Below are 20,829 nucleotides of genomic sequence, written 5' to 3' on the forward strand. Positions count from 1 at the left end.
TACGACCTGAACAGTGGCCGGCAGCCGGAACACCAGATCCATCGCCAGCCACGGCTAGCTGATCTGCTCGACAGGACGTCCCAGCACCGTCGCCCGCCGCGCCGCCGCCGGATCGACGCCCGCCCCCAACAGCTCCGCATCGATCCGGTCCGCGTTCGGGTTCCGGCCCTCCCCCAGCAGCAGCTCCGCCTGCCGCTCGGTGACCTCCGACCCGGCCACCAGTCCCAGCCCGGCCAGGCCCCGGCCCGTCCAGAAGCCGGGCGGGACACCCGCCTCATCCTGAGCGGCGCGCAGCGGCGTCCCCGCCGCGCGGCGGCCGTCGCCAACCATCACACCGCGAAACAGGTACCGCCGCCCGGCACCCGATCCGACCTTCGACTCGCTCAGCACCCGGCTGTGCAACCCCGCGCGCGACCGGCAGCACGGCCCGGTCCCGGGTCCCTCCCGCCAGGCGGGAGACCGTCACCGGATTTCCCCAGCGGCTCCCGCCAGGCGGGCAGAACCGGCAGCACGCGACGGTAGTCCGCGGCCGTGGGCACAGTGCGCCGCATGGCCAACGAACTGCTCCACGGAGACCTCTGCCCGCTGTGCGACCGGCGCCTCACCCGGCGGGTCACCGCCACGGTCCGGTCAGCCCAGTCCGACTACCCGACACGAATCGACTCGGTGCCCCACTGCGACCGCTGCGCCAGCGACATGCTCCGCGCGCACGAGTGGGCGGACCTGATGCGCGCCCGCTACGAGAGCTGATCCCGGCCGTGCGAGTGCTGCGCCGCAACCACTGCAGTCTCATCTGCCCCGAAATTGCACTTCTACCGTCTCTTCCGGCTCCACCGGTACCCAGAGCACGCCAACCCGCTTCTGCTCCGACAGCCCGCCCCCGCTGACCGCACCACGTCACCCGCCTCGCTTCCACACGGACGACCACCATCGCCCCCGGCACCCGCCGGGGGCTTCGTGTTTCCCGGAGGACCGACGTGTCCTCCGCCCGGACGGCGCCGCGGACCGGTGCCACTGTCACGCGCTGGCCGCCTCCTCTGGAGCGATTGGCCGGGGTGCACCCGCCCTGCGCGGTGGCCCTACGCCGTGCTTCCGGGTAGTTCGATGCGCAGGAGCACTGGACGGGTGAGGGCGGTGTGCGGGCGCCAGTCCGTGTCCCACGCGTGCAGCAGGAGGTAGTACACGCCATCGCGGGCGGTCAGGGCGGTGGCGGCCGCGGCGGAGACCTGCAGCAGGCGGGTGTGTTCCCGAGTGCCCAGATCGGTGCTGTACAGGGCCACTTCGTTGTCAGTCCGGCCGAGACTGAGCATGGCGTGCTCGCCGATCGGGTGGAGGGCGGTGACGTCACTGAGGGGAGCGGCCTGGAACGCCTGGTCCGAATCCGGCGGGAGGTCCAGGCGCATCTCATCGGTGATGTCCAGCTCGCCCGCGAAGTAGCTGGAGGCGATGTACAGGGTGTTGCGGCCGGTGATGGCGACCTGCTTGATCTGGCCGCCGAACTCGATCGGGTGAGGTTTCTCCTCCCCCGCGCGGCTGCCGAGGCGGGTCAGGGTGTGCGATCCGTTCCAGACACGCCCGGTGGGGCCGGTGGTCGAGAACATCCAACGTTCGCCGTCCGGTCCCGCGAGTAGCTGACTGCGCGGTTTGAACGCGCCGGCCACAGCCGTCAGGGCACGGCTGTCCCAGCGCACAACCGCGGACTCGCACGCCGTGAAGAAGCTGGCGTCCGATCCGAGAAGGGCCGAACCCGAGCAGCTGCTCAATGGGAGCTCCCAGTTGGTCTTCCTCGTGTCCGGGTCCAGGCGCATCACGCCCTGGTCGCAGGTGAGCAGCATGGCGCCATCGGCAGATGCGGTCATGCCGGTGAAGGTGAGCGCAGGAGGTTCGTCGGTCACCAGCAGCGCCTGGGCGCGCACTCCATCGGCCAGGTAGGACACGCCAGGCTTGCCACTCGGATCGGTCCAGCGCGGGAGCTCCGGTGGATACGGGTTGAGCATGAGGCGTTCAAGCGGGACGTGGGAGCCGCCGCGCCGGCTGGTCCAGGAGAACAGCAAGTGCAGGAGCTGGTCGGGGTCGACCAGGCCGGTGAGCATGGCCTCGATGTGCGTGCGGTCCAGGAGAATGATCTCGGGGTGGTACTCGGTGAACTCGTGGACGGGCTTGGTGAAGCCGGACATGGACACGAGAACGGCGGCCGTTCCCGGTGGGCGGACCTTCAGCCGCAGATAGAGCTTCGCGACTGGATCCAGATTGATCGGCTTGCGCTCCCACTTCGCCTCGAGGATGTAATAGGCGCGGCCTACGGAGAAGCCCACATCGGTCTCGTCCCGGTTGCGGATGCCCCGCTGGTCGGAGTGCGCTTCCAGCCCCCAGGCGCGCAGCAGATCGCGCAGGAAGAGATTGAAGCGCTGCCCGCGGCAGGTCTCCGCCCCCTTGGGCATGTCCTTCAGCTGCTGGTATCGCGTCAGCAGGTCCCGCAGTTCGCCATCGTTCACGGCCGTCATTCTTGCGCCTGGACAGCAGGCTTCCGCCCCCGAGGAGGAACATCCGCAGGCAACTCACGAGGTGTCGAACCTGCTGCGGTGTCGAATGCTGGGGCTGAGGAGGATCCGATCGACCAGCAGCAGCGGGCTCCCGCTCCTCCCCCACTCTGTCCGTCTAAAAGAGTCCACCCGGGACACCAGACCAGAGTCACCAACCCCCTCATGATCGCTACTCCGTCACAAATGCGGCTTGGGCGGCGTGTCCTTGGCGTCATCCGCGAGCAGTGAGCTGACAGTCTGGCGATACCTGTCTGCCAGCTCCACGGCGCGATGGACCTGTAGGGCCGGACCGGTCGGCCCGTCCGGGCGGGGGTCCGCGTCGGCAGGTTGCTTCGCCCCGGGTGCTTCGGCGGAGGCGCCTGCGCGGTCGTCACGGCCCGCATAGAGCGCCAGCAGCGCGTGTTCGTCGACGTCGAGCAATTGTCCGTAGGACTTGAGCCAGTCCTGTTCGGCGTCGACCGGTTCGCCTGCAGACCCCTCGTCGGCCAGTGCCGCAAGGACTTGGTGGTGGAGCCGCTGAAGTGCAGAGAGTCTGCTGCCTTGCTGGAATCCGAAAGCAGGTTCGTCGATGTTGTTCAGGATCTCCGCCATTCGCCTAGCTCCCGGCGGCGGCCACCCGTTCGGCCAGGCGGTGCGGTGCGCCCACAGGTCGAGGATGGCACGGCGGCACTGCTCGGCCGCGTGGGCGGCCTTCTCTGCCGTTCCGGCCGTCCGTGCATGGTCGGCCGTGGTGATGAGGTCGGCGATGTGGTGGGCGAGCCACCTTGTGAGGGTGTCACCGGTTGCGGTGGCGTCCATTTCGTGGAGGATCTTCTCGCCGAGCTTCATCAGGTCGGTGTCGGAGAGTATCAACCCGCCCGGCTCCGTCGACGAGGTAGAGCCTGCTTCGCTGGGTCCGGGCCTGTGCGGGGCCGTCCGGTCTGAGGTCAATCTGTACCTCCACGATGAGCTGCATGCCGGTGGCGGCGAGGAATCCGAGCAGGCGCTGGCGGACGACGGTGGTGCGGTAGCCCGAAGACTGGACTCGCTGGATACGGTGGCGCGCGTCGAAGTCCTCGTCGGACCACAGCGTGGTCCGTGCCAGGCGGCGTCCCGTGGGATCGAGCAGGGCGTCTCCAGTGGAGGCGACGGTGCACGCGGCCCACCGCCGGAACTCGTCACCTGGGAGGGGGAGTTCCCAGGCCAGTCCGCGAGCTTGGTGATCGAGCTCGTCAAGGCTCTCGCGCTCGTAGGTGCCCGCGGCAAGCCAGCCGCGCAGCCGGAACGGCCCGTGGTCGACCTCGGCCTCCGTGTCACCCTGCATCGGCAGTCTCCACGACCAGAGGTCCTTCGCGGCCTGGAGGGCGCGCTGGAGCGCTCGTGCGTGGGCCGGGCCGACGAGTGCCGATCTGATCGAGACGGTGCCGCGTTCGTCGGGGTGGGCGACGTCGGTGCTCGCCGCGACGCACACGTGTTCCGCAAGGGCGCCTTCTGTCAGGCCGAGCAGGGCGTCGAAGTCGGTAGGCCGGGTGCCGAGCCACTTGTCTAGCGGCCGGGTGCCGAACAGGGCGGGCTCTGCCGGGATCGCGGAGCGCAGGTCGGCGCGCCAGCCGGTGGCGGACACGGGGAGATGCCCAGAGAGCCAGTACATCCACGGGTCGTGCTCGTCCTCGTCGTACCTGCCGATACTCACCGGGGTTCCGCAGTCCACCAGTTCGCCAGCGGCGAGCATCATGGCGTGATACTCCATGTACAGGTGGAGGCCCTCCTCCGGCGGGATGGACCCGTGACGGTGCATCATGCGTCCGGCGGTCTCCTCGTCGCGCAGCTCCCGGATGTCGGCCATCCAGTCGTCCTCGGAGAGCTGCCACTCCTCGACGATCCACCGTTCGGCCCGTTCGCTAACCTCCGCAATGTCCACGCCGAAGACCCGGGCCAGGGGCGTGAACCAGTACGGCAGCGTATCGGTGGCATCGAAGGCGTAGCGGGCGCCGGTCCGGTTGCGGTTCTCGTCTCCGAGGGGGCGGTGTCGGCCTCGGAGTGCGTGGCAGGCAGCGGGGCGGTTCGCCCAGGCGAGGTCGCCGGTGTCGTATCCGGGGGTGGCTGCGGCAAGGGTGAGCGCGGTGGTGCGGGCGAGTTCCCTGATCTGGGCGTGCGGGAGGGTGCGGTCGGTGGCGGTCGCGGCGATCACCGGCAGGTGGCGGGCCAGAGCGGCAGGGTTGTCGTCGGCCACGCGTTGCAGGACGGTGAGCAGCCACACACGGGCCGACAGCCAGTAGAAGTGGAGGTCGCGGCTGCGGAAAGCTCCTGCGGTGGTGCTGTGCAGGCATGTGGCCAGGCGGTCGGCGATGGCCGGGGACAGGGGGCTGTGGGTGTCGAGGAGCAGGCCGCGGGCAGCGTGGGCGGCCTGCCAGCGGACAGCCTTGCGTTGATGTCCGAACGCGCTCCACAGCAGCGAGCCGATGACGTCGGCCGGCGTGGTCGCCGGCGGCAGGTTCGGGCCGGGTGGCGTTGCGGCGGGGACCAAGGTGCGGAGTTCACGGGCGGCGGCGTCGGCCGCCTCGTGCGGTTCGGCGAGTTCGGCGAAGATCAGGGCCAGGTTGAGCATGTGTTCGGCCGTGAGGTGCGGCCGGTGCTCGTGGATCGCGGCCAGGAGGTCGCCACAGAGGGTCTGTGTCGTGGCGAAGGCGCTGAGCGCTGCCAGCAATAGGCGCGGTCCGGCGCCGTGGGTGAGCTCCGGCAGGTGGCGGTTCAGGATGCCGGGCAGTGCCTGGGCGGCCCAGGACCGCACGCCGGCCCATGCCTGCCAGGTGCGGATGAGTTCGGCGACCGCCCTCAGGACGGCGCAGGTGTCGATCTCGTGGTTGCCCATCAGGGCGACGGTGGCGTCGAGGGCTTGGATGCGCTCCTGGGGCGGGGTGTTGTGCACGGTTGCGGCGATGAGCTCCGCCAGCTCCTGGCGGTCGGGGTAGGTCTGGAGGAGACCGTCGAGAAAGGCGCTGTCGGCGAGCCGCCTCCATGCGGGTGCGCCGGCGGCGGGTGCCTTGGCCTGGCGTATGCGGCTCGCGAAGGCCTGCCGGCGGCGCTGGGAAAACTCGTCATCGGTCCGGAAAGGCGTGACCGGATCGAGCATGGCGTGCAGTTCGCTGTCGGTGACGCGGTTGTCCTGCGCCCAGTCGAGCAGGTCCTGGGCGAGGCCGGGCTGTTGGACCGCGGGCACGCTGGAGCGCAGCCATCGGGCGGTGCGTCGCAGTTCCCTGCGGGCCAAGCTGATCCGCTGGGCGTCCCTTGGAAGGGCGTCGAGCAGGGTCAGGGTTATTGCGGTCCGCTGTTCGGGGTCGTCGATCAGGTGCTGCAAGTAAGAGGCGTCCTGGGGGGTGAGGAATCCGGTGGCGACGGATGCGGTGATCAGCGGGGTGACGGCGTCCGCGAGGGCGTGGCGCGTTTCGTCGTCCCAGCGGCTCGCGGCCGCGAAGGCGGTGGCCGGGCTGAGGGCGGCGGCTGCGTGCAGCAGGTTCTGATAGGGGACGGCATCCTCGTCCGCGGCATGGTCGGCTGCGGCCTCCCCTGCCACGAGGAGTCGCTCAGCGAGGTCGGTCGCCTGCTGCTCGGAGCAGGCAGGGGCGCCCCGGGCTGCAAGGCGGGCGTGTGCGCTCAGCAGGCGGGCACCGTTATCGTCGATCCCTGCGGCGGCTTCCGTCGCACGGGCGAAGTACATCTCACCGAGATGCGGTGACACCTGCCCGGCATATTGGGCGCAAGTGGCGAGGAGGTCGACGCGGCCCACCGCGGTGTGCTGGTGTTCCTGAGCGTGGGTGGCTGCCCGTTCGCACAGGTCTGCGGCGAGGGTCGGGTCGGTGTTGCGCCTGTTCAGGGTGGCGGCCATGTCGAGCCACAGCCAGGGGGCCTGGCCGTGGACGAGGACCGGGCCGCGGTCGGCGAGGTCGTGGAGCAGGCTGGGGTCGCTGGTGTGCGTGCCGGCTGCGAGGATCGCCTCGGTGGCCAGCAGTGCCCACGCCCGGTACGTCTTCGCGCCGCGGAACCAGCGGTGGGCGACGCTGTCGTCCTGCCGCCGGAGTTCCTCAGCGATGGCGGACGGGAGGGCGTCGGCGCCCTCGGCGAGGAGCGCCCGTGCCCGGAGCATGCACATGCGCAGCAGCGGGGTGGCGTGGTCCAGCCATTGCCGCCGGTTGTAGGAGTGGCGGTCGCTGCCGGTGCGGTCATTGGGGTCTGTTCGGAGGTGACTGGGCAGACAGGCGGTGATGTCCGGGTCGCGGCCGTCGAGGACAGCGAGCAGGGCGTGCTGGCGCAGTGCCAGAACGGTGCCCGCCTGCGAGTGCCGCATTTCGGACGGGAAGTCGTAGGTGGGACGGAGCCAGTGCTCGGTGAGGCGCCGCGCGAGGGTGCGGTCGCCGTGCTGGGCGGCGCTCTCGCACAGTTGGACCTGCCAAGTGGAAGCCTGTGCGGCTGGTCTGTCCAGGCACGCCTGGACGCATACGTCGATCCAGGCCCTGTCCGAGGCGTCGAGTCGGTCGCTCAGATGCGCGATGAAGGGGGCGTGGTAAAGCGGCGGGATGTTCAGAGACTCGAGGTCGACCCGTGCCTGCCGCGGAGTGGTGGAAGGGGCGGTCGTGAGGGCGAGGGCTGCCACAGTGTCGAGCAGGTCGGCGGGGCTGGTCCAACGCCTGAGCCAGTGGGCCGCAGCCCCGGGGCCTGACAGCAGGTAGTGGGCGTACACGCCGGCGGCGAGGTCTTCGGGTTCCAGGGACCAACCCCAGGTTTTGTGGGAGGGCAGGTCTGTTCGGCGCTGCAGCCATGCTTCGGCGTTGCGCAGGTGTTCGCGGGCCTGCGCGTGCGTGGCGTTGTCCTGGGCGAGGACGACTGCGGCGCGAATGTGGGCCGGGCCGAGCCACGGCTGCGAGGTGTCGCGTACCAGGCGGCGTGCGAGGGTCGGGCGGTTACTGTAGCGGGCGGCGAGGCCTGGTCGGGTGCGCAGCAGTTCTGTCAGCGCGGTGGTGGAGAACGTGGCCGTGCAGGCTCGGATGACCAGGCGTGCGGCCTGTACGCCGGTGCTGTTGTCGGCTGCTGCCCGCAGGGCGAGGTCAAGACGGCGGTCGCGGACATCAAGGCGGTCGAAACCGTCCAGGATGCCGGCGGGCGCGGGCTCGTCGAGGACGAGGTCGATGGTTTCGTCCCCGCGGCCGGCGTCGTAGAGGTGGTCTGCCACGTGCGTGGCAGCGTCGGGATCTGTGGCGCGTGTTGCCAGGAACAGGTCGGCGAGGCGGTGGTGGGCCTCGCGAAGGTCGTCGTCGGTGAGCACGCCCATGACGTACGCCTCGAAGTCCTCGTCCCGGAAGGCGATGGTTTCGCCTTCGAGGGTGACACCGGGCTGCAGGCCGTGGGCGAAGGCGGTGATCTGGGCGGTGGTGACGTTGAGGGCCTGCGCGAGCGGTTCGATCCGCACGGGGCGGGACAGGGCAGCCAGGAGCGCGAGCCATCGGAGGCCGCCCGCGTCGGTGCCCGTGGTCTGGAGTCCCGAATTGACCAGGTCTTCGAAGAGGTGATCCGGAGTGGTGCGGCACTGGGCGAGGATGCCGGGGATCCCGTCGCCTTGGGCCGTAGCAACGCTGAGCGCGTAGAACTGGGTCCGGGGATTTCCTGCGGTCGCCTCGTGGAAGAGCGCCGCTTCGGCGTCGGTGGCGCCGGGCGCATAGCGGCGCAGGTGCGCGCCGGACAGGGAGGGGTCGAAGGGGCGCAGCGTGACGGTCGCGGTGGTGCCTTCGGTGAGTTGGGAGATGCGGTGCGAGCGGGCGGTGAGGATCAGGCTCGTCCGGTCGGGCAGGCCCAGGTCGCGCAGCCCCGGCATGAAGCCTCGCTCCCGCTTACGTTCGGCGGCGGTGGCGGCGTTGTCCGCGGCATCGACGACCAGGACGAGACGACCGGTCTCGGGGAGCGTGTCGACGGCCTGCTGGAGCGTGCGGGTGAACTGCTCCCACAGATCTTCCTCGTCGCGGGATGCTTCCAGGAGCAGCGGAGTTCCGCAGGTTTTCGCCAGGTCGTTAGTGACCTGGGTGATGAACCTGCGCGGGCTGTGGCGGCCCTGTCCGGACTGGAGGTAGCCGCCGGCGCCGAAGCAGTCGTACATCACAACGACCGAGCCGGGCGGCAGGCTGTCCTGGAGCTGAGTCATGGTGGTGGACTTGCCAGCTCCGGCGCCGCCGTGGACGAGGACCCGCGCGCCGGGTGCGGCGAGGGCCGCGGCTGCGATCTCGGGGGCGCTGGGCGCGGGCAGCGGGTCGTCGACCTCGGCCAGCATCGGCGGGGCCGGGTAGAGGGTCTGGGCCCCGGGGACGCCGAGGGCGGCCAGGACGTCCGCGCGGCGGATGCCGGGCCGGTGGGCGAGGTCAGGAAGGGCGTGCCGCCGGATGAGGTCGAACAGCTTCAGCGCGGAGGTGTCGGGCTGGTCCGGGGAGTGGGCGGACATCGCGGCGCGGACGGCGAGCTCAAGGCTCACGCGGCCCTGCTGTCCGCAGTCCGAGAGGTCCAGCACCGTCAGGAAGTCGCAGAAGCCGCCGCTGCCCAGGTCGCCCTTCAGACTCTGGTAGAGCGTGTCGATGACCGTGCGGTCCTGGTCGGTGAGCGCGCTGAGCAGAGCAGCCGCCCGGAGGGTCCCCCGGGTGGCGGCGATGGCCTTCTTGGCTGCTTCGACCGCCCGCGCCAGCCGGGCGTCGGCCGGTTGGTTGCTGACCAGCTGGATGGTCAGGACACGCAGTGCGTAGTCTCGGCCGTGGACCTTGGCGAACTTGGTCCAGACGTCGGCGAGGTCGCGAATGATCGCGCGGGCGGTGCCGGTCGGTTTGCCGGTCACCGAGCTGGTGCGTTGCTTGATTTGGCACAGCCGCGACGCAGTCCACGCTTTGTCGGGGCTGGTGGTGCTGTGCTTGAGCTGGGAGATGACGAGCGCGGTGGCCGTCGTGGCGTCCTTGCCGCCGAAGTACTCGGCGACATCGGCTGCCTCATAGGTGTCATCGGGATCATCGACGTGCACCAAGCCCTCGACCGTAAGCACGCGTAGCGTGCTCGCCGGGTCGATCAGGGCCAGGGCCCGCCTAGAGGCCCACCAGAAGTGGTAGTCGTCACCGGCGTTGGACGGTCGCGCTCCCGTGATGTCCCCTCCTCAGTCACCGGGAATTGTTTCAGATCGCGCCTGCACCCGTCGGGTAGCCGAATCGATGAGCAAGCCTGGCGAAGGCGTGAGCCGGCGTTGCGGCCACCGCAGCTCTACTCCGGCCCGTCGAAGCCGTTCATCTTGCGCAGGAGCCAGAGCACTAGCTCGAGGCTGTAGGTGAGTTCGGGGTTTTCCTCCAGTGCCCGTGTGAGTTCGTCGGTGAGCCCGGCCCATGCCCGGAAGTTGCCGTGGCAGCCAGCGTCGTCGATCACCGGGATGTCCGCGGCAGGGGCTGCGCACCAGACGGGGTGGAACTTGTACACGGTGTCGAGGACTTCGTTGGGTGTGAGGGGGGTGAACTTGGTCCACAGCTTGATGCGGCTCTTCCAGGCGGGCCGGGCGAGCATTTTGCGGCGGAAGTCGTGAGCGCCGACCAGGACGATGGACAGGTGGAGGTCCCGTCTGTCGTACAGGGCGCGCAGGTAGTCCAGGCTGCGGTTGTCGAGTCGCTGGGCCTCGTCGCACAGCAGGGTGTGGGGCCGTTGGGCGAGGACGGCGAGGATGGCTGCGTCGCGGGCGGTGTCGCTGGTCAGGTCGCCGGGGACGTTGAGGCCGGTGGCGAGGGCGTGTCTGAAGGCTTTGATGCCGGTGCCCAGGGGTTGGACGGGCACGGTGGTGTCTGGGGCGAGGTCGTGCAGGGTGACGCCGACGGTGATTGTCTTGCCGGTGCCGTAGTCGCCGTATACGCACATGATCTTGTGTCCGTGGATGGCTGTGGTCAGGTCTTTTTGGGTCCGCAGGACGGCCTGGGTGGGCACGAGGCTGGCGCCGGGGACTTTCAGGTAGGACGCCAGGTCGAAAGGTGGTGCGGCGGGGGCTTCGGGCATCAGTGGTCGCTTTCCGGATCGGCTGCGAGCGGCTCGGACGTTGCGCCCCAGGAGGCGGTCGGGGGCGGCAGCGGCAGGAAGGGCTCGGCCGGGTACTGCCGCGGCGGTTTCGGTGCCTGTTCGGCCGGTCCGGTGGTGGCCCAGATGGGTGTCGGTACGGGGAGTGGCAGGAGGTCGTGCTGCAGGGCGGGGCCGGCTGTAGGTTCGGGTTCGCCGAGTTCGTGCAGGTGTTGCTGGACCTGGTCGTGGGACATCGCCTGGGCGTACTGGGGGTGCTGGGGGTCGGTGACGGGGGCGTGGCGCTCGATGCGGAGTTGTTCGGCGCGGTCACGCTTGCGGCGGATCTGTGTGGCTTTGCGGTCGGCGGCCTGGCGTACCTCGCGGCGCTGTTGCGGGGTTGCCTGATTGGTGGCGACGGCGGAGCCGAGGTGCTTGCCGGTAGTCGCGTCGTACAGTTCGACTTCACGGTCCTGGTTGGGCATGTGCCGCAGCATGACCAGCGTGCCGGCCAACCCGTCGTCGTTCATCCAGGGCGCGATGTAGCGGTTGTTTTTCCAGGTGACGCCCTTGTTCGTGATCTTCCGTGGCTTGTCGGGACCGGCGAGGGTGTAGGTGTGGAGGGCTTCGGCGTCGATATCGAAGATGACAGTGAGGTCGTCGTCCCATGCCTGTGCCGGTGTGCGGTCGCCCAGGTGGGGTTTGGGCCGCTGGTGGTTCCATTCGTCGATCCACCGTTCGACCTCGGTGACGAAGTCCTTGAAGGACATCAGGCCGTCGGTGCTGGCGGGCTTTTCCGATCCGCTGGGTCGGGTTCGGGGCTGCTTGCCTGGCGGGGCGTCGTCGACGAAGCCGGGCAGGCCCTGGAAGAGGTTCGACTTGACGGCGCTGTTGAGGCCCTCGACAGTTCCCTTGCGGTCGGGTCTGCGGGGCGGCAGCGGGTGCAGGGGAACACCGAGGTTGCCGAAGGCCTGGCTGACGACCGTGCTGAGGAAGTCCGCGCCACGGTCGATGCGGACGGTCTTGGGTCGGCCTCCGAAGGGGCTGTAGGGGCCGCCGCGGGCCAGAGCGACGCGTGCGGCGGCCATGATCGAGCCGCTGTTGGGGAACCCCGGGGTGATGGATTTTCCGGGAACTACTTTGGTGAAGCCGTCGATGAACCAGGTGATCCACGGCTTGACGGGCCGGCCGTCGACGTTGACCCACACGCTTGCCTGGACGTGGTCGCCTTCCCAGACCTGGTTGCGGTGGTCGAAGATCTCCTGGCCGTGGACGGCGTAGCGGCGTGCCGCGCACTCGCCGTGGCGCAGGCCATCGAGGAAGGCCTTGTCGAAGGCGGCGTTGACGGCGCTGTAGAAGGTGGCCAGGCACGGCAGCGGAGGGTCGCCTTCGTAGGGGTGGGTGGTCAGGCGCTGGAAGGTGGCATTGATGTTTCCGCGCTGGATCGCGACTTCGTCGATCATGTTGGCGGTGAGGGTGAAGCGCCTGCGCTGGGCGGGGGTGTAGGTGCCGCCGTGGGCGCGGGCGTTGTCCATCCACCGCTTCACGGTCTTTTCGTCGACGCCGTAGGACTTGGCGACGATCTTGCGGTGGGGTGCTGTGTCGGTGTTCTGCTGTTCCAGTTCCAACAGGTGCCGGACGGATTCGATGCGCAGTTCGATGTCCTGCGCGGGGATGTGTGCGGGCATGCGGGGGTAGCTCCTGCGCTGGCTGGGCCAGGGGCGGGCGTTGTCAGGCCGGGGTGTCAGGCCGGGGCGAGGGTGAGCAGGCCGGCGCCGTAGGCCTTGGCTTTGCCGATGCCCCGGGTCAGGGCGTGGCGCAGTTGGTCGGCGTCGGTGATGGTGGCGTGGCCGTCGAACTGGATGAGGGAGTGGCAGGGGCCGGCGGGGTCGCGGCGGTGGAAGGCGCGGATGGTGGCGTCGGTGGTGTGGATGGCCAGTCCGGCGCGGGTGGCCCGCCGGGTCCACCAGGCGGTGGCGTCGGTTCCGTTGAGGGCGATGCGGCGCTGTGGCTTGTCGGGGTCGGTGGGGTGGGGCTGCATGGTGATGGGGTTGGCGGTGATGCGGTAGCGGACCGTCATGCCGCAGGTCAGCAGGTACAGGATCGGGCTGAGGTTGTGGACATGTGCGGTTCCGTAGCCGTCTGGCAGGTGGTGCAGCAGCGGGGGGTGGGTGGTCTGGACGATGAGCGTGGGGGCGGGGCCGGGCTCGAGGCGGAAGAGGACGCCGGAGGATTGGCGGGGGTGGGGTCCGAGGTTGTCGGGGGCCAGGCGCATGACGGTCTTGTGGAGGGCGACGGTGTCGAGCAGGTCACGGCGGGCGTGGGGGTTGCTGCGGCGCAGGCGGATGCGGGTGAGGGTGGCGGTCAGCGGGCCGGCGTCGAGGACGGCGGGCATGGCGGCTCCTGATCGAGGAGGTGGTCGAGCAAGTGGTGGGGGGTGCGGTCGGCGCGGTGGTGGGCGTGCCGGTAGGCCGTCAGGGCGTGCAGAGGCTGGGGGCCTGCGTACAGATCGGCCGGCAGGGGTTCGGTGGTGGACCACACCGAGTAGGTGGTGTAGGTGCGCTGGCCGGGGGTGAGGTCGAGGGGGCTGTGGGGCAGTTCGTGGTGGCGGCAGGCGACGGTGGTTTCCGGGTGCTGTTCCCAGATGAAGCCGACGGGCGTGGTGGTAGCACCTCTCGGTGGGGGTGCGGGCAGGCTGAGGGGCACGGCAGTGCGCAGGGCGGTGACGGGGTCGGGGGCAGAGGCTGCCAGTACGAGGGGCTCGTCGGGGATGCAGCAGCGGCGACCGAGGTAGGGGGCCCAGATGGGGTGTTCCAGGGTGGTGGCGATCCGTTCCACCAGAGGTTGGGGGCCTTGGACGGCGACGGTGAAGACCGCGTCGGCGAGATAGTCGCGGCGGGTGACCAGGGTGGAGCGGTCGGCGCTGCGGTAACCGCCTTTGCTCGTGCGCAGGCCTTCGCCATGGGGGCGGCCGCCGCCGACGGTGTGGAAGTCGGTGTGGAGACTGCCGGGACGGTCGACGCGGATGGTGAAGGTCAGGTCGTGGTAACTGGGCTTGTCCGGAAGGTCGTGGTGGGGGGCCAGGGCGCGCTGGCGGGGCCTGCCCTGGGCGGCGGCGAACATGCCGATCAGGGCGGAGCGGGTGGGATGGGGGTGGGTGCCGCGTCGGTGGAAGGAGGATGCGCTGCCGTAGGAGCTGAGCGGTCCGGCAAGCCGCAGCAGCAGTGCGCTCACGATGCGGCGGCTGCCTGTGCGGGCAGCAGGGGGATGTCGAGACTGCCTGCGGCCGGTGGCGGGGTGGGGGTGAAGGCGGCGGTGGTGCAGGTGGCGATGAGGTCGTCGTAGCCGCGGTGTGCGGTGCCCAGGGGCAGGTCGCCGTCGTCGAAGGTGGTGTAGCCGTGGGCGTGGCGGTGGGCGGTGCCCAGGAGCCGGTCGGTGGCGGCGGCGTAGGCGCACAAGGTCTGGAGGGCGGGGGTGGTGTAGCCGCCGGCGCGCGGGGCTTTGACGGGCTGTTCGAAGGCGGGTGCGTAGGAGACGGGTCGGCGGTCACGGATGGTGTAGTGGACCAGGTGGGGCAGGGTGTGGGGGGCCGTGCTGGTGCGTTTGGCCTGCGGCATGCTGAGGATGAACGCCTCGGTGAACAGCGCGGTCAGACGGCGGGCGTGGTCGAGGTCTCCGGTGTTGCGCTGCAGGTCGGTGATGTTCAGGCAGGCGTAGCGGTAGAGGGTCGCGGTGGTGAAGTAGGCGGTGTCCATGTGGGCGCTGCCGGATGTGCCGGGGCGGGGCCAGTCCTCTACGGCGGTGAACCAGTCGGGTTGCGGGTCGCCGGCGTGGACGCTGAAGGCCGGTGCGAGGTCGACGGTGCCGGACACGGTGCCGCCGGGGATGTCGGTGAGCATCCGCCCGAGCAGGTTGATGGTGCCGGTGCGGTCGGTCAGCAGGGCGTTGACGTCGGCGGTGGGCAGCAGGCGCGTGTCCGGGATGGTGCGGCGCTTCTTGCCGGCGGGTTTGCGGACGGCAGGCGGGGGCGTGTCGGGGGCCGCCTGCGGGGCGCGGTCGGCCGCTTCCTTCGCGGCTTGGGTCAGGACGCCTCGGTGGGTCTGGCACAGGGCGGCCAGGCCGGTCAGGACGTCGGCGGGAAGGTAGAGCATGGTTGCCGTGGCCTGCGGGTCGCTGCCGGGGGCAAGGCCTTTCGGTCCGGCGCAGCGCGCGACTTCCGCGGCGGCGAAGGCCGCGAGGTCCGGCGGCCAGCCGTCGCCGATCAGGTGCTTCGTGAGGCGGTAGGGCAGGTTGCGGGTGCGGGCGGCGTACTCCTGGGCCTGCTCTTCGATGGCGTGGCGCACGGCGTGTTTCCAGCACTGGGAGGACACGCATGCGCGCACGACGTTCCCGTAGGTCAGGGTTTTGGGTTCGCCGTCCTCGTTGCTGTTGAGGCGGGAGGCGGGCACGTTGTGCAGGATGTGCAGTTCGAGGAAACGGGAGGCCATCATGTCTCCGCAAGGTCGGTGAGGGCTGGGGTGTCGCCGCCCACGGCGAGGTGGAACGACAGCGTCCAGGCGCTGGTGATACGGGCCCGGTCGGTGTCCCACCAGACCAGGTCGTCGAGCAGGACGGCGAAGTCGGTGTCGAGTCCGGCCTGGTCGAGGAGCTTGGCCAGGGCCGGCAGGCGCGGGTGGAGCAGGTCGGTGCTGAGCTTTCCCAGGGCCCTCAGCCGGCGGGTGGCGCTGTCGTGTGCGATGGCGCGGCGCAGGACGGCCTCGGCGAGGGTGCGGCCCAGGTCGGGGCGGCGCCGCCATGCCTGCCCTGTGAGGCGGGCCGCCTCGGACCCGCTGGTGGTACCACCGGCCGGTCCCCAAGCAGCGGTGCCGGGGGGATCGGCGGTGCCGGCGCTGTCGGCCGTGTCGTCTGCCGGGCTGCCGGCGGCGCCTTGGGGAGTGCGGGGAGGAAAACCGGCGGCCGGCGGTGAGGCCGGGGTGACCGGGAGGAGCGGGGTGGGCGGCGGTGTGCCTGCGGCGGTCCCGGCGTGCAGGGGGGCCTGCGGTGGTGGCTGGTCGGGGGTGTGCGGGGTGCTGGTGGCGGCGATGAGTGCGGCCACCGTGTAGTGGGCGCGCGGTGCGTACTTGCGGATGGGGTGCCGGAAGACGTGCTCGGCCAGGTAGGAGTGGGCGTCGGCGCAGTGGCTCAGGTCACGGCCGCGGCTGCGGCTGATCGCCCTGCGGGCACCGGGATCCTGGCACAGGCCGTGGACGGTGTCGATGAACAGGTCGTGGTCGGCGCGGTGTTCGGCAGCTGTCGTCATGCGGGGGCCTTGTGGGGTCGCCGGGAAGTGCGGGGGGTTGCGGGGTCGCGCAGCAGGGTCGCGATGGCGGCGGCGAGGACCTCGCCGGCTCGGGCGTGCTGGGACAGGCTCGCGGTGGACACGGTGCGCAGGGCGCGCACCGCGTCGGCGGCGAACGCGGGTCGGACGGGGGCGTCGGGGGTGTCGTGGATCAGGCGCCAGAACGTGGCTTCGGCCTGCGGCCAGTAGGCGGCGCGGGCGCGTGCGGACCACGCGGGATCCTTCGCGCCGGGCTTGTGCGGGCGGGCGGCGGCCGGTGGTGAGGTGATCTCTTTCCAGGCGCGGCCGGCGACCTTGCCCAGGAGGTGGCCGAGCTGTTCGGCGATGGTGCAGCAATCGCGGATCCTGCGGGCGGTGTCCGGGTCGTGTTCCTGGGCCCAGTTCCAGATCGGCGGGGTCAGCGCGCTGTACCACAGGCGGTTTTTGACCAGGCCGACGTCCTGGTCGAAGCCGATCACGCGGACCCGCAGGGCGTCGCGGACGTCTGCGGGCAGGTCGTTGAGGGTGGTGAAGGCGGTCGGGCGTGGGCTGGCGGAGTTCTCCTCGCCGGCCAGGAGCAGCGCGTCCAGGTCGCGCCAGACCGAGCGGCCGGTCTCCGCCAGGCGCGGGACGCGGCGCGTTTCGACCGGTGCCTTGGGGTCGGTGCGGTAGGCCAGGTAGGGGTCGGTTGCCTCCAGCCGTGGCTGCTGGGTGGCCCAGGTCAGGTAGGCGTCGGTGACGGTGGTGCCGTCGGCTCCCGGTACCAGCAGGACCGCGTGCCGGGAGCGGCCGGTCAGCAGCCTGCCGGGCCAGGTCACCGGTGGCAGTGGCGCCAGGGGATCGGGGACAGCCGGCTCTTCCCAGGGGCAGGCGTCGGCGACGGTGTTCTCGTCGTCGGTCAGCGGCGGCAGGCCCAACGCCAGGGTCTCCAGGAGATTGCGGCCCAGCGGGTGGAAGGACAGGGTGCCGCGCAGCGGGCCGGCCGAGCCCTGGCCGCTCGCTGTGCCTCCTACGGTGCGCGGTGTCTGCCGGCCCGGGTTGCCGTAGTAGTGGTTGATCAGGAGGTGCCACAGGGCCTGGTCGGTGGGAGCCGGTGCGGGATCGGTGTCGGTGTCCGGTTCGAACCAGCACAGGTTGTGACCCGAGGGCCGGCCCATGATCAGCGCGTTGATCCCGGAGGGGGCCCGGCACTGGTCGGCCAGCGAGGCGTCCTGCATCCAGGGACGCTCGGCATCGAAGGCGTCCCAGGTGTACCGGTCGAAATAGGCGTCGATACCGGCCGGGTCCAGGCCGCCGCGGGTGTTGAGCAGGTCGGTGCGGCGCTGGTTCCACTCCTGCACGCTGGTGCCGGGCTGGTCCAGCCCGGTCAGGCGGGCAAGGATCGCCACCAGGACCCGCAGCAGGCATGCGGTGGCGGGGGCGTGGGGAAGCGCAAGATCATGGATCTGGTGGGCGCGGCAGAACAGTTCCCTCAATCCGACAGGCTCTACGTGTTCGCCGGTTCGGACCGGCACCCACGGGCGGGTGTCGACGGGATATCGGGGGCGGTCGGCGGGGGCTGATGGGCGGGGAGGAATCGGTCACCTCCGTCGTGCGAGGACCGGTACGCGACCCGACGGCCCGGGGCCTGGCGAGCCCGGCCGCTCCCGAACCGCACCGCACGAGGCGGCGGTTCGGGCGTGGCCGGTGCGACAGCAGAGCCGAAAGTCACGCCCTGTCACATTACCCAGGTCAGTACAGATCCCCGCGAATCACTGCAAAAATGAGATTCTTCTCCCCCGGGTCTGCTAAGCACCCACCGTGCGGATGCCCTGCGCCCTGCCGAAGGCGCCGCGCAGCGGGCCTGTAAGGGGCCGCGGCTCGGCGGCGCGCGGTCAGACGGCGGGGGTGTGCTGGTGCACCAGGCCGAGTTCGGGGTCCAGGTGCACCAGGTGGTCACCGAACGCTGTCGGCGCCCGGTCGGCGGTCAGGGGCAGCAGGACCAGGTCGCCCAGCAGGGGGTGGCCCCTCCAGGCAGTGGGCGGCCGCGGGTGGCCGGCGCCCGGGCGGGCCACCCACGCCGCGGGCACCGGCACGCTCCGGCCGAGGAGAGCCCGCACGTGCGCGGGCCGCAGATTCCCTTCGGGCAGTTCGAAACGGCCCGCCGCGTCCAGGGCCAGCCGTCCGTGCGGCGTGCGGTAGCAGGGCAGCAGCGGGCGGGGCAGCATCCCCAGGCGGGTGGCGGCCGTCGCGGCGGTCAGCGGCTGGCGGTGCAGGTCGAACAGCGACGCCACGCGGTGCGGCGGCGGGATCAACTGGGCGGAGCTGAGGTGCTCCTGCGCCCTGACCGACGCGGTGTAGGCGCGGTGCAGTTCGACATCGACGGCGGCGCCCTTCTCGGTGTCCAGGGCGGCTTGTACTTCTTCCACCAAGGCGGGCACGGCGTCGGGCAGGATCAGCGGCTGCCCGGCAGTGCGGCCAGCCAGCGTCGCGGCGGTGGCGTGGAGAGTGAACGCGGGGATGTGTGACCAGTGCCCGGGCACGTCCAGGGCGCCGTCCGGGCCGACGGGGTGGCACACCGTCAGGCACGCGCCGGCCTCGCGGACCCACGCAGGCCGCCGCTCCTGCCCCGTCCAGGCGTGCTGGAACCGCCACAGCCGGCCCAAGCGTTGCAGCAGCCAGCTGATCGGGGCGAGGTCGCTGATCATCACATCGACGTCGATGTCGAGGCTGACGTCCAACAGGCTCGTGGTGACCACGATCATCCGCCCGGGATAGGGCCGGTCGCGGCCGAGGGCCTGTCGTACCCGGCGCATCAGGCGCTCGCGCTGCCGGCCGGGGAACCGGGCGTGCAGCAGGACCAGGTCAGCGGGCCGCCCGCCGAAATCCAGGGTGTCGCGCAGGTACCGGTAGGTCTCCTGCGCATCGGTCACGGTCGCGGCCGTCACCGCCGCGTATCCCCCGCCGGACACCACCGGGGCGACCAGTTCTCCGATCACCGCCAGGCGCTCTGCGGCCTGAACCTGCCGCGGCGCCGGCCCCAGCGGCCGGTACACCACGTCCGCCCGGCCCATCACGACGCTGCGGCGCTGCCGCCCGCGGTGCCGTTCACGGTCGGCAGCCGCCATCACCGTAGTGGCGCCCGTAGCGGCGTCCGCGATCAGCCACCCCGGATACGGGGCCACCAGCGGCCCGGCCGAGGCGGCGGCGCCGGCCCCCCGCAGGTAAGCACGCACCAGCCGCTCCCCCGCCCGGGCAGGAAGCGTCGCGGACAGCACCACCACCGGTGTACCGAAGGCGCCCAGCCACACCAGCAGCCGCTCCAACTGGCGGAACGTGAACGTGTCCAGGACGTGCGCCTCGTCGATGATCACGGCCTTGCCCGACAGGGCCAGCATCCGCAACGGGCTGTGCCGCACCGGCAGCGCCGCCATCAGCGCCTGGTCCACCGTGGCCACCGCGAACTGTGCCAGCAGCGCCCTGTCCCACCCGCGCAGCCACCGGTCCGGGACTGTGACCGCCTCCCGGGGACGCTCCCGCTCCTCCCCCTCGCCCTCGTCCCACACCGTGTCGTTCCACGGGGCGTCCCGCGTCGATCCCTGGAGGTCCGCCGCGATCCGCTGGTCGGTATAGGCCCGGTTCAGCCACGGGTGGTGGTGCACCAGGCCCAGCGGCGACCTGTCCGCGCCGTGCGCCTCCACATACCTCGCCGCCACGTCGTAGGCGGCATCCGCGGTCGCCGTCGTCGGCAGCAGCCAGCACCAGCCCGCCGTCCCGCACGCCGCGTTCAGCAACCGTGCCGCTTCCAGGCCCGCCGCGGACTTCCCCCCGCCCGTACCGTCCGTGACCAGCACCATCGCGCCCCCACCGCCCGCCCCCGCCTTCTGCAGGGCCCTCATCAGCGACGCCTGCATCACATTGGGCTCCGGCAGGCTGTGCGCCCGGGCGAACGGCACCTCCGGCAACACCACCCGGCTCAGCCCCGCACGGTCCACCAGCCGCGGAGCCTGCGCCCGAGAGCCGGCCATGTGCTCGGCCGCACCCACCGCCGGCGCCGACGCCCGCCTCGTCCAGTACCCGCGCTGACTCACCAGCCGGTCCGCGAGCATCACCACACCCGTGATCAGCACAGCCGCCTGCGCCGACATCCGCGACGGCACCACCTCCACACCCAGCAGATGGTGCACGACCCGCACATACCGACGCCGCAAGTCCGTCCACAGCGGGCCGCCCAGCCTGCCGTCCTGCCTCAACTCGGCCGTAACGTCCAACGCCGGATACCTGCCGTGATGACCACCGGCGACCTGCGCCACCCGCACACCGGCGCTCGCGTTGCCCGCCACCTCGAAGCCCAGCTCCGCCAGCACCGGCAGTAGCGCAACCATCGACGCCCGACCGTGCGGCATCCACACCCAGCCGCCCGCATCAGCCCGCAGCGCCTCCCCCACACGCGCCCACGCCACCGGCTCACACGCCTGAAAAGCACTCACTTTCCCGATGTCGTGACAGGCCGCACAGAACGCCACCAGCCGGCCCGCCTGCTCCAGCGACACCCCCAAACCATCAGCAATGACTTGCCGCTGCCGGACCGTCAAAAACAAGCGCCACAAAACCTCCCCCACCGCACCCGCATCCAGCAAATGAAACAACAACGCATACGACTCCCCCGAAGCACTATCGAACTTCCCCCAAGGGCCCAACGGGATCCCCCCGCGCCCCGCATCCTCCACCACACCCACCAGCACCCACCTCCACAACAATCGCCGCGACCACGACCACGATGAAGCCAGATCAACAAAGTGCCCTCGCCAGAGCACCATCGACAGAAAAACGCTGGGAAACGACCACAACAGACCACTCAAGGTCGTAGATCCGCATGCATCCGACCGACCCCAACGCACCCGCCGCAAACCGCTGGACAACGCACCCACAAAAACCACACCATGAAGAGCGCGGAAC

At 70.7% G+C, this 20,829-nt stretch carries 13 protein-coding genes; 1 reads left to right on the forward strand and 12 read right to left on the reverse strand.

Going from position 1 to position 20,829, the window contains the following annotated elements:
* Positions 1-54: 54 nt before the first annotated feature.
* Complete coding sequence (locus ACIPAE_RS37305; protein WP_402451568.1) at positions 55-390, reverse strand: relaxase domain-containing protein; 336 nt, start codon at positions 388-390, stop codon at positions 55-57.
* 159 nt (positions 391-549) lie between these two features.
* Here ACIPAE_RS37305 and ACIPAE_RS37310 point away from each other — a divergent pair, with 159 nt between their 5' ends.
* The gene (locus ACIPAE_RS37310) at positions 550-750 is read left to right on the forward strand and encodes a hypothetical protein (protein ID WP_402451570.1); all 201 of its coding nucleotides are present in this window, start codon (positions 550-552) and stop codon (positions 748-750) included.
* Positions 751-1,079: 329 nt separating this feature from the next.
* Here ACIPAE_RS37310 and ACIPAE_RS37315 read toward each other — a convergent pair whose 3' ends face one another.
* The 11 genes from ACIPAE_RS37315 to ACIPAE_RS37365 form a co-directional block, all read right to left on the reverse strand.
* Positions 1,080-2,495, reverse strand: a complete 1,416-nt coding sequence (locus ACIPAE_RS37315) for a restriction endonuclease (protein ID WP_402451572.1) — start codon at positions 2,493-2,495, stop codon at positions 1,080-1,082.
* Between the two features lie 225 nt (positions 2,496-2,720).
* Positions 2,721-3,371 (reverse strand): hypothetical protein, encoded by a 651-nt coding sequence (locus tag ACIPAE_RS37320; RefSeq protein WP_402451574.1) that lies wholly within the window; start codon positions 3,369-3,371, stop codon positions 2,721-2,723.
* A complete protein-coding gene (locus ACIPAE_RS37325) occupies positions 3,319-9,570 on the reverse strand; it encodes an AAA family ATPase (protein WP_402451670.1) in 6,252 nt (2,083 codons plus the stop codon). Before ACIPAE_RS37325 ends, ACIPAE_RS37320 begins: the two co-directional genes overlap by 53 nt.
* Before the next feature lie 233 nt (positions 9,571-9,803).
* Positions 9,804-10,577 (reverse strand): AAA family ATPase, encoded by a 774-nt coding sequence (locus tag ACIPAE_RS37330; protein ID WP_402451576.1) that lies wholly within the window; start codon positions 10,575-10,577, stop codon positions 9,804-9,806.
* Positions 10,577-12,262 (reverse strand): Mu transposase C-terminal domain-containing protein, encoded by a 1,686-nt coding sequence (locus ACIPAE_RS37335; protein ID WP_402451578.1) that lies wholly within the window; start codon positions 12,260-12,262, stop codon positions 10,577-10,579. The genes ACIPAE_RS37330 and ACIPAE_RS37335 overlap by 1 nt, the downstream gene beginning before the upstream one ends.
* Positions 12,263-12,318: 56 nt before the next feature.
* Positions 12,319-12,969 (reverse strand): type I-E CRISPR-associated protein Cas6/Cse3/CasE, encoded by a 651-nt coding sequence (cas6e, locus tag ACIPAE_RS37340; protein WP_402451580.1) that lies wholly within the window; start codon positions 12,967-12,969, stop codon positions 12,319-12,321.
* On the reverse strand, positions 12,939-13,808 hold the full coding sequence (cas5e, locus tag ACIPAE_RS37345; protein ID WP_402451582.1) for a type I-E CRISPR-associated protein Cas5/CasD: 870 nt from the start codon (positions 13,806-13,808) through the stop codon (positions 12,939-12,941). The genes cas6e and cas5e overlap by 31 nt, the downstream gene beginning before the upstream one ends.
* The gene (gene cas7e / locus ACIPAE_RS37350; RefSeq protein ID WP_402451583.1) at positions 13,805-15,064 is read right to left on the reverse strand and encodes a type I-E CRISPR-associated protein Cas7/Cse4/CasC; all 1,260 of its coding nucleotides are present in this window, start codon (positions 15,062-15,064) and stop codon (positions 13,805-13,807) included. Before cas7e ends, cas5e begins: the two co-directional genes overlap by 4 nt.
* Positions 15,061-15,873: a type I-E CRISPR-associated protein Cse2/CasB gene (locus ACIPAE_RS37355; RefSeq protein WP_402451585.1), complete on the reverse strand. Its 813-nt coding sequence runs from the start codon at positions 15,871-15,873 to the stop codon at positions 15,061-15,063. Before ACIPAE_RS37355 ends, cas7e begins: the two co-directional genes overlap by 4 nt.
* Complete coding sequence (casA, locus tag ACIPAE_RS37360; protein WP_402451588.1) at positions 15,870-17,405, reverse strand: type I-E CRISPR-associated protein Cse1/CasA; 1,536 nt, start codon at positions 17,403-17,405, stop codon at positions 15,870-15,872. The genes ACIPAE_RS37355 and casA overlap by 4 nt, the downstream gene beginning before the upstream one ends.
* Before the next feature lie 360 nt (positions 17,406-17,765).
* The gene (locus ACIPAE_RS37365; protein WP_402451671.1) at positions 17,766-20,615 is read right to left on the reverse strand and encodes an HD domain-containing protein; all 2,850 of its coding nucleotides are present in this window, start codon (positions 20,613-20,615) and stop codon (positions 17,766-17,768) included.
* Positions 20,616-20,829: the final 214 nt, after the last annotated feature.

Origin of the sequence: Streptomyces sp. NPDC087270, from assembly GCF_044744625.1 — a bacterium.
Classification (GTDB): Bacteria; Actinomycetota; Actinomycetes; order Streptomycetales; family Streptomycetaceae; genus Actinacidiphila.